Origin of the sequence: Idiomarina sp. UBA4206, from assembly GCF_002383015.1 — a bacterium.
Classification (GTDB): domain Bacteria; phylum Pseudomonadota; class Gammaproteobacteria; order Enterobacterales; family Alteromonadaceae; genus Idiomarina; species Idiomarina abyssalis.
Genome location: NZ_DFTS01000041.1, coordinates 11302 through 21255, shown reverse-complemented (window position 1 = coordinate 21255; position 9954 = coordinate 11302). Strand labels below are relative to the sequence as shown.

6 protein-coding genes and 1 pseudogene are annotated in these 9954 nt (G+C 48.3%); 6 read left to right on the top strand and 1 reads right to left on the bottom strand.

Features of this window, described 5'->3' with window-relative positions:
• From B3180_RS08740 to B3180_RS08725, 4 genes are all read left to right on the top strand, one after another.
• On the top strand, positions 1-473 hold a 473-nt coding region (locus B3180_RS08740; protein WP_286844061.1), incomplete at its 5' end, for a peptidoglycan-binding domain-containing protein.
• A 2-nt stretch (positions 474-475) separates the two neighbouring features.
• Positions 476-1183, top strand: coding sequence for a general secretion pathway protein GspB (locus tag B3180_RS08735; protein WP_273022120.1), 708 nt, complete (start codon positions 476-478; stop codon positions 1181-1183).
• Between the two features lie 109 nt (positions 1184-1292).
• The gene (locus B3180_RS08730) at positions 1293-3077 is read left to right on the top strand and encodes an acyl-CoA dehydrogenase C-terminal domain-containing protein (protein WP_273022118.1); all 1785 of its coding nucleotides are present in this window, start codon (positions 1293-1295) and stop codon (positions 3075-3077) included.
• Positions 3067-3504 carry a hypothetical protein gene (locus B3180_RS08725; RefSeq protein ID WP_286844058.1) on the top strand — a complete coding sequence of 146 codons (438 nt, stop codon included), beginning with the start codon at positions 3067-3069 and terminating at the stop codon, positions 3502-3504. Before B3180_RS08730 ends, B3180_RS08725 begins: the two co-directional genes overlap by 11 nt.
• A 50-nt stretch (positions 3505-3554) precedes the next feature.
• Here B3180_RS08725 and putA read toward each other — a convergent pair.
• Positions 3555-6726, bottom strand: a pseudogene (gene putA / locus B3180_RS08720) (bifunctional proline dehydrogenase/L-glutamate gamma-semialdehyde dehydrogenase PutA).
• A 225-nt stretch (positions 6727-6951) separates the two neighbouring features.
• Between putA and B3180_RS08715 the strand changes: the two are divergent.
• Complete coding sequence (locus tag B3180_RS08715; RefSeq protein ID WP_273022115.1) at positions 6952-8451, top strand: inorganic triphosphatase; 1500 nt, start codon at positions 6952-6954, stop codon at positions 8449-8451.
• Between the two features lie 7 nt (positions 8452-8458).
• Positions 8459-9954 (top strand): bifunctional [glutamate--ammonia ligase]-adenylyl-L-tyrosine phosphorylase/[glutamate--ammonia-ligase] adenylyltransferase (glnE, locus tag B3180_RS08710; protein ID WP_286844056.1); only part of this gene is annotated, 1496 nt, incomplete at its 3' end.

Below are 9954 nucleotides of genomic sequence, written 5' to 3'. Positions count from 1 at the left end.
GCGCGCAAGAGCTGGCCAGTGTATGGGGTTTACCAGAGCCTCCGTTAGACACCGATTTTTGCAAGTGGGTAGAACAATATGACCTTGCTTGCCTGGAGTTACGGCAAAGCCTGCAACAGTTGCGCAGTATTAATTACCCGGCCTTACTTTATAAACGCGACAAAATGGCGAATCTGGTTACCGATGGTACGGCTTTAGACACTAACGGCTGGAATGGTGCCTTTTTAATTTTGTACCAGAAACCGCTGGCAGACAGTCCAGATGAAAAAGAACAGTGGGTGCGTGAACAAGTGCGCGAACATGTAAGTTCAGAATGGCAAAAAAAGTCATCTGAGGAGCAGTTTAAAGCGTTGCAAAAGAGCCAGGGACTTCGCGTGACCGGCAAGTTGGATGAAGCAACGATGGCATGGCTGGCCTCAAGAGCTTCAGATTTTGGGCCCAGATTGAATAAAAGAGCGAGTAAAGAGAGTTAGTCATGTCCTCCTTATTAAAAGCATTAAAGCAACAGCAGTCGCCGCTATTAAAGCAACGGTCAATATTAGACGCGTCTTTAATGGCTACCGACAATAGTACCCGACGTTGGGGGTGGCTAATATGGCCCGCAATAATTGTTGCAGGGGGAGTGCTGGGGGCAGGAACCGCTCAGTGGCTTGCGAAAGAACCAGAGCCTGAAACTGTTGCGGCGGAGCGCTTTAGTTGGGGGAAAACCGAAACCGTTGAAGCGATAAGCTGGGATGCTGAACCGCAAGAAGAAACAGTAGAGGTTGCTAAGAGCTCAGAGTTGCCAGAGCCAGCTTCCACGGACGCATCTCAACCCGAACAAACAGAACCACAGCGTGAAGCTCTCGATTTATCTGCCGTGTCGCCCGACTTGTTAGAGCGTTTTGAAGCCGCAGTGAATGATACCGGTAGTAACAATAATGATAATGCCGATACAAGCGTTATTCCGCCACTAGGTGAGCTTTCGCGTTCATTTCAGCGACAGGTGCCAGCCTTTAGCTACGATAGCCATATGTACCGTTCCAGTGCGTCCCAGCGATGGATTGAACTCAATGGCCAGCGACTATACGAGGGCGATGCGCTGAATCAATTGACTATTCTGAGAATAGAGCCGCAGAAAGTGGTGTTGGTGATGGATTCACAAGCATTCTCACAAGCCGCTTTAGAAGACTGGCAACCGTAGAAATTATTGACATCCCGCAAAGGGATTCATACTCTTGTGCGATAAAGTTTAAACAGGCGTTTGAATTATTTGTTTGAATGCCCGTGTGATTCATACAAGAGGTAATGATATGGCTGACTACAGAGCTCCCCGCGACGATATGGACTTTGTCCTGCACGATGTATTCCGAGTTGCCGACGACTGGCAGCAAACCCCTGAACTTGCCGACATGATGGATGTTGAAACTGCCGGTGCTATTTTGGATGAAGGTGCCAAGGTTGCTGAAAACTTAGTAGCGCCGCTGGCCCGTGAAGCCGACGAGGAAGGTGTTAAATTTGCAGATGGGGTAGTAACAACTCCTAAAGGCTACAAAGAGAACTTTCGCCAGTTAGCTGAAGGCGGCTGGGTTGGCGTAACAGCTAACCCGGACTTTGGCGGCATGGGGTTACCTAAGTCTCTGTCTGCTCAATACGAAGAAATGCTTTGTAGCGCCGATATCGCCTTTTCTCTTTACCCGGGCTTAACCTCCGGCGCTATTATGGCAATTAACTCGCATGGTAGTGACGAACTGAAGAATCATTATCTACCGCGCATGGTTTCAGGTGAGTGGACAGGCACTATGTGCCTGACAGAATCTCATGCCGGAACAGATTTAGGTATTATTCGCAGTAAAGCGATACCAGCTGAGGACGGCAGTTTTTCTATCAGCGGTACTAAGATATTTATCACCGGTGGCGAACACGATTTAGCGGAGAATATCGTTCATTTAGTGTTGGCCAAATTACCTGATGCTCCGGCAGGTACAAAAGGCATTTCGTTGTTTGTGGTGCCTAAGTTTTTGTCTGATGAACAAGGCAACCTGACCGAGCGTAACGCTGTTAGCTGTGGCTCAATTGAACATAAGATGGGTATTCATGGGTCAGCCACCTGCGTCATGAATTTTGACGGCGCAAAAGGCTGGCTGGTCGGTGAGCCGCATCGCGGGCTGCCCGCTATGTTCACCATGATGAACTACGAGCGTCTGGGAGTTGGCATTCAAGGGCTTGGAGCTGCAGAGCGTTCGTACCAGAATGCTTTGGAATACGCTAAAGATCGCATTCAGGGACGAGGCGCTAAAGCAACTCGCAACGACCAGGCCGAAGCCGATTCAATTTTAGTGCACGGCGATGTGCGCCGTATGTTGCTGACCATGAAGTCGCTTACTGAAGGCGGTCGCGCGTTCTCAACCTGGGTGGGTCAGCAGCTCGACCGCTCGAAATACGCCGAAGATGAGCAGGTTAGACAAAAAGCAGATGCGATGGTCGCGTTACTGACACCTGTCGCTAAAGCCTTTTTAACTGACACCGGACTCGAGTGCACGATTCACGGGCAGCAGGTTTTTGGTGGCCATGGTTACGTGCGGGAGTGGGGTCAGGAGCAGTTGGTTCGTGATACTCGTATAGCGCAAATTTATGAGGGCACAAACGGTATTCAGGCACTGGACTTATTGGGTCGTAAAGTGTTTGGTTCGCAAGGCAAACTATTGCAGCCGTTTAATGAAGAAATTCAGAGCTTTCTGGATGAAACGGCGACCGGCAATGAATGGATCCAGCAGCGTGAGCAATTGCAGCAGGCGCTGAATATACTGAATGGTGTCAGCGAGGAAGTACTGCAAAAGGCCGCGGGCGATGAGAACCTTGTTAACAGCGTAGCGGTTGAGTATCTGCATCTGGTGGGTTATGTTTCTTACGCTTACTTGTGGTTGAAGATGGCGATAGCAGCTGAGCCACTGGTAAGCGAGAAACCCTATTTGGCAACCAAAACAAAAACGGCCCGCTTCTATTTTGCGCGTATTCTGCCACGTATTCATAGCCTGGCTTTAGCGATAAAAGACGGTAGCGAAAGCCTTTATTTACATAGTGACGATGACTTCTAAAAACGAAAAATCACAAGAAACAGCACTGACGTTCTATCGTGACAGTCGCCGCCCCCAAGCGTGGGGCGGCTTCTTTTTAGCGATATGGATGGCAATTTATATTGGTGATGGAGTTCCCCTGTGGATTATCATCACGGGCGCATTGCTGACCATGGCGATTGTTATGACGATTGTCGTGAAATTCAGGCCATTGCAGCCGGCTGCGTTTTATCGTGACCTTGAATTGACAGAAAAGCGCCTGATTTTGCCACCAAGAACTTATCAGCTCGATAAACCACCGGTATTACACCGGTACGAGAAAGACTTGGCCGGGTTGAGCTTTGCTGATGAAAAAGGACGCCGGCAGGAAATTATTATCGTTTTTAATGATAGCCTCAGGCAGCAGTTGGATGATTACCAAATAGAATTGAAAAATTACGAAGAGTAAAATAAAAAGCCAGCGATTTCTCGCTGGCTTTTTTGTACCTTACTTTGCTTTTAATCGTCTAAAGACAATAACGTTGCGTTACCACCAACAGCAGTAATGTTATCACTGCGTGTTTTTTCGGTGACGAAACGGGTAAGGTAATGTGGACCACCAGCCTTAGGCCCGGTACCAGACATGCCGCGACCACCGAATGGTTGCACGCCGACAATTGCGCCTATCTGGTTACGGTTAATGTAGACGTTACCCACATCGATTCGGCTTGCAACATCGTATGCAAAGGTTTCGTTCCGGCTGTGAATGCCAAAGGTTAAACCGAAGCCGGTATTGTTGATGCTATCAATAACCTCATCAATTTCGCTGGTTTTATAGCGTATCACGTGCAGTATTGGGCCAAAGTTTTCTTTTACCAGTTGGCTAATACTGTCAATTTCTATCGCCGTAGGTGCGACAAAGGTGCCACCCATAGCATAATCAGGCAGAGGTGCGCGCGCAATTAAGCGTCCCGCCTGCTGAATGTCAGAAATGTGCTGTTCCAGGTTGGTTTTGGCGATACCATCAATAACCGGACCGACATCGGTTTCATGCAGTAATGGGTCGCCAACCTGCAATTCTTCCATAGCACCGCGTAGCAAGTCGATAATACGATCAGCCACGTCGTCCTGCACAAAGAGAACGCGCAGAGCTGAACAGCGTTGTCCGGCGCTCTGGAAGGCGCTGGCAACTACGTCGGTGACAACTTGCTCTGGCAGAGCGGTTGAGTCAACCATCATGGCGTTCTGTCCACCGGTTTCCGCTACCAGAGGGACGATTGGGCCTGTTCGTGCCGCTAATGCACGGTTAATTGCCTGAGCTGTATAAGTTGAACCGGTAAAGCAAACACCACCAATATCTTCCTGACTGGTTAAGTAGCTGCCGACCTCGGCACCACTACCCGGCATAAAGTGCAATACGTTGCCCGGAATGCCAGCTTCTAAAGCTAACTGCACCGCGCGGTAGGCAATTAACCCCGTCTGCTCTGCTGGTTTGGCAATAACTGAGTTACCGGTAACTAACGCTGCCGCAACCTGACCGACGAAAATTGCTAATGGGAAGTTCCATGGGCTGATACAGATAAAGGTGCCTCGACCTTCAACGAATAGCTCGTTGTCTTCGCCTGTTGGTCCTGGCAACTGAATGGGTTTACCCATGAGCTCACGGGCCTGGTTGGCGTAATAGCGACAGAAGTCTACGGCTTCGCGAACTTCGTCGATACCATCCTGTAAGCCTTTGCCCGCTTCGACTGAACATAAAGCGATCAGTTCGTTACGGTTAGCTTCCATTAGATCCGCGAATTTTTCCAGGCATTGTGCACGCTCTTCGGTCGGCACGTCGCGCCAGGATTTGTAGGCGGCGTTGGCGCTTTGTAGCGCTTTCTCGGAAAGCTTTTTATCGCCCCAGTAAATGCGGCCAGCCTGTTTAGCTGTTTCCTGAGGGCTGGTAATACTGACATGGTGGTCGGTTTCAACGGTTTTTCCATCAACGATGGGACCGCCTTGCCACTGTTTGTCGCGGTACTGTTGAACCGCTGCAATAAAATCATCTGCTTGTGAGTGAATATTCATATTCAATCCTAACGAATTTGTGCGATCCCCATACATTTGAGGGGGAAGTGGAATTTTGCTGTTTGCGTACTTTTCGTAACCTGAAGCTGTTTTCATGGGGTGTTCAACCAGCTCATTGACTGGCGTATCTGAATCTAACAGCTTGTGAACAAACGACGAGTTAGCACCGTTTTCTAACAGACGACGAACTAAATACGGCAGCAAATCTTTGTGCGGGCCAACTGGCGCGTAAATGCGAACAACCATGCCCGGATTCTGCTCCATTATGGTGTCGTATAAGCTGTCACCCATGCCGTGTAAGCGTTGATATTCAATGCGCCGCTTATGGGTTTCGTTCATTTGTTCAATGGCCACAAAGGTTTGCGCATTGTGAGTAGCAAACTGCGGATAAATAGCTCCGTCGGTATCGTCACTTAACAAATAGCGTGCGCAGGCCAGATAAGAAATATCACTATGAGACTTGCGGGTAAATACAGGGTAGCCGNNCGAGCAGACCGTTTTCCTGAGTCCACTTAATTTCGTTATCCCAATAGGCGCCTTTAACGAGGCGTACCGGTATTTCGTCGCCACACTCTTTGGCCAGAGCTGTTATCCAACATAAAGTTGGCAGGGCACGTTTTGAATAGGCCTGGACCACCAGACCAAATCGAGGCCAGCCTTTGCAAACACCGCTGCGATAGACTTTTTCAAATAACTCCAGTGACAGCTCATGGCGGTCGGCCTCTTCGGCATCAATGGTCACACCAACATCAGCTTCTTTTGCCAGCTTAACCAAGTCAGTTAAGGTGGTGGCAAGCTCAGTCAGTACGCGTTCGTGGTTGGCCGATTCATAGCGGGGATGCAATGCCGACAACTTGATTGAAATGGTCGGTCGTGGTGCATCCGGGTTATTAAATTCTTCTTTGGTAATGGTCTTAATTGAGTTGACGTACTGCTGCTTGTAGTAGTTCGCATCTTTCATCGTTAATGCGGCTTCACCAAGCATGTCGTAAGCGTGAGTATAACCTTTATCGCGGTTGTCGCGACTTTCTTTCAGGGCTTCCTCAATGCTGCGTCCCAGCACAAACTGCTTACCCATAATTTGCATGGCGGTGTACGTCGCCTTGCGAATGACCGGCTTGCCGAGCTTACGGATAAGGCGTCGAAAAGCACCGCGTGGTGTTTCCATTGGCTTGCCGGTGGGGTTCGTTACACTGTTTGTCAGTGCCAGACCCCAGGTACCGGAATTGACTAACCATGAGGCGCTCTGGCCCATGTGCTTTTGCCAGTCGCCGCCGGAAAGTTTGTCCTGAATTAATGCGTCTGCTGTATAACCATCGGGTATACGTAATAGTGCCTCGGCAAGACACATTAAAATGATACCTTCTTTAGTATCCAGGCTGTACTCTTGCAAAAAGGCGTCAACAACGCCGTTATCTGCCCGTTCCCTCACTTGCTCAACTAATTTAGCTGCGCGCTCGGTAACTGCGCTAACCGTTTCATCATCGGCAGGAACCAGCGGCAGTAGCTCACGCATATATTGGTCTTCGTCAACAATATAATTGTCAGTAATTGCCTGCTGTAAGGACTTTAAGTCCTCAGCCTGATGCTGTTTGGATAGCACCTCACTCGCTTTGAACATAGCATCTCCTGTATAGCCAGGCCGAAGCTCGGCGTGCTTCCCCAATGTTGGGAATCAGCGCAAGTATAAGCTTATTATTGCGCTGGTAAAGACCCTTTATGGTCGGATCTCACGTTGCAACTTTTCACCCTTAGTGTCAAGTGAACTAAATGCCCGTGTTTGTTGACCGTTAGCCGCCAAGCCAGTACCTTTAATCTAACTTATTAAACGCATCGGAATCGATTTATGTCACAAGAAGTTGAGCTCAAATTACTGATTGCTCCTGAACAACGAGAAAAAGCACTCGAAGTCTGCCAGTCGTTGGCGGATGCTAATCAGGCTAAGCCCAATAAAGAGCAGTTTGAACTTACAAACGCTTACTTTGACACATCCGATTTGCGTTTACGTCAGTTCGATATTGGATTACGGATACGTAGCTATAAAGATCATAAAGAGCAAACAATCAAATTGGCTGGCCGGGTTATGGGCGGCATGCATCAAAGGCCCGAGTACAATGTTAATGTTGACAAGGACAAGCCTGACTTAACCTTATTTGACAACGAAATATGGCCGGATGACTTCCCGGTATACGATATCCAGCGAGACTTAGATACCCTATTTGTGACTGACTTTATGCGCACTCAATGGCGACTTCCCAGTGGTGAAGGTGTTATCGAGATGGTTTTTGATGATGGCTATATTGAGTCCGGGGAGCAACGTGAGCCGATAGCTGAAATTGAGCTTGAAGTGCAAAAGGGGTCTTTAACTGAGGCCTATCGACTGGCAAATGAACTGGTTAAAAAAGCGGGTGCGAGAGTAGGCTCGCTCAGTAAAGCTGCAAGAGGTTACTTATTAGCAGGGAAAAGCCTGCTTGAACCATTTACGCAGATGCATTACGTACCGCTAAAGTCGGAATATAATGTCGGTCAGGCATTATATCGGTCGTTAGAATCCGGGCTACGTCATTGGCAGCACAATGAAGCCTGTCTGGAGTTTCAGCCCAGTGTAAGAGCCGTGCAGGGCATGGCAGATGGTATTCAAATGGTGCAGGTTGTACTGGAGCAGCTGATTGAAAATGGTATAGGAGAGCGCCGGTTACTGACCAATATCTCGCAAATAATGTCGAAGCTGCAGTGGTTAAAACGTTTTGAAGGGCTGGACGAATTAACCGCTGAAGATGGCGCTTATCATCGTGCGCTTAAGCGCTATAACAAGCTTTATGAGTCGCTGCTTAATAGCCAGGAGGATGTGATAAGGCTGACGGAAGTTTCGGAGCTGGTTCACTCAGTCAGCTATCAGAGAACGCTACTGGAACTGTCTGAATTTCTTTTCAAAGAAGAAATGACCGAAGAGTTAGAGCAGCCAGTTTTGCCCTGGAGCAGCCAGCTATTGAAAAGTGACTGGCAACTCGTGCAGACGGCTTTTTCAGAGCACGAAAGATTAAATGAAGAAGGCTATCTGAAATTGCTGACACCCTTGCAAAACAGCTTGCTTATGGGGACGTGCTTCGGTCATTTGTTTGATCCTGACTTAAGGGAAAAATTCCGTTTGCCGTGGCAAGATTTAGCAAGAGGCATCCGCGAAATTACGGCCCTGCATATTTTGCATGAGCGTATCAAAGAACGTGACGACGAAATTGATGAAAAGTTAATGGAATGGCAAAAGGTGCAGCGAGAATCCTTGTTGAAAGCGCTGGAGTATTCGCGAAAAGCAGCTCTGAAACGTGAACCCTATTGGATGAATTAAGGTAGCTATGCTGACTCCCGGCAAAGAATTACTTAAAGAGAGTGAGGCCGCCTGGCAACGCTACCAGGATGTTGCTTCCGGTTCCCTGTTAAACAATGAACAGCAGCAACTGCTAAGGTCTTTATTTGCTGTAAGCCCATTCATAGGCCGTGTAGCAGAAAGTTATCCCGAGCAATTGGTCACTGAGCTTTTTGTTGCTAGTAAGACAGCCATTCAGATGCCCGACGTGAGCGGCTATGAAGCGCATATTGCAGAGGCGTTAGAACCTTTAAATAGTGAAGAGGACGCCAAAAAGTGCCTTCGGCAATTGCGTCATTGCTGGATGGCAAAGCTGGCCGCCGCTGATATTTTACAGCAACTTTCTCTAAAAGAGTCTCTGGCTCACTATAGTGCTATTGCTGACGCTGCAATCAGCGAAAGCTTAAGTTGGCTGTTCGAGCGTTATATTAACCGTCATGGTAAGCCGCTTGATGCCGAAGGCAACCTCTTGCCGCTGTTGATTATTGGCATGGGAAAACTGGGCGGAAGAGAATTAAATTTTTCGTCGGATATCGATCTTATTTTTGCGTTCCCTGAGCAAGGTGAGACTCAGGGACCGGGCCGTAACTTAGAGCATGGTGTTTTTTATAAACGATTGGCGCAGTCGCTTATTGGTTTACTCGATGAAACGACCGCCGACGGCCAGGTTTTCCGGGTTGATATGAGGCTTCGGCCTTTTGGCCAGTCGGGTCCTTTAGTGACCAGTGTTAACGCGTTAGAGCATTATTATCAGGAGCAAGGGCGTGACTGGGAGCGTTACGCTATGGTAAAAGCCCGGATGATAGGCGCAGATGAACAATACCAGCAGGCATTTCAGCAATTAATACGACCCTTCGTTTATCGTCGCTACATTGATTTTGGTGCGATTGAAGCCTTGCGTAAAATGAAGCTTCTTATTACGCAGGAAACTCGGCGCCAGGGCGTGAAAAATAATATAAAGCTGGGTGCCGGTGGCATCAGAGAAGTCGAGTTCATTGTTCAGGCACATCAGCTTATTCGCGGGGGACAGGAAAAATCCCTGCAGACACGCTCGGTTTATAAAGCGATGAATGAACTGACTGAGTTAGACTTAATTGATCAGAAGCAAGCCAGTCAGTTATTAGATGACTATGAATATTTGCGTGTTATAGAGCATCGTCTGCAGCAAATAGATGACCAACAAACTCAGCAATTACCGTCAGATGAGCTGGGTCGAGCGCGCTTATGCGCTATGTTAGATGAGCCGAATTGGCAAGAGCTGCAAGATAAAATTGATCAATGTATGGCCCGCATTCATAGTGAATTTCGGCAGGTAGTTGGGGATGAGTCCGAAGATGACGAAGATGAGCAGAGCTTGCAGGTTTTATGGCAGGACATGCTGGATGATGATGCGGCGATAGAGATTCTGGAAAGTGAAGGGGTCAACGAGCCACAGGCTTTATGGACACAAATTAAAAACTTCCGTCAGGAGAGCCGTCGCCGATC

What these genes read in the sequence shown, in the direction of transcription:
- B3180_RS08735 (WP_273022120.1), top strand. Translation starts at nt 476, where the DNA reads ATGTCCTCCTTATTAAAAGCATTAAAGCAACAGCAGTCGCCGCTATTA.
- B3180_RS08730 (WP_273022118.1), top strand. Translation starts at nt 1,293, where the DNA reads ATGGCTGACTACAGAGCTCCCCGCGACGATATGGACTTTGTCCTGCAC.
- B3180_RS08725 (WP_286844058.1), top strand. Translation starts at nt 3,067, where the DNA reads ATGACTTCTAAAAACGAAAAATCACAAGAAACAGCACTGACGTTCTAT.
- B3180_RS08715 (WP_273022115.1), top strand. Translation starts at nt 6,952, where the DNA reads ATGTCACAAGAAGTTGAGCTCAAATTACTGATTGCTCCTGAACAACGA.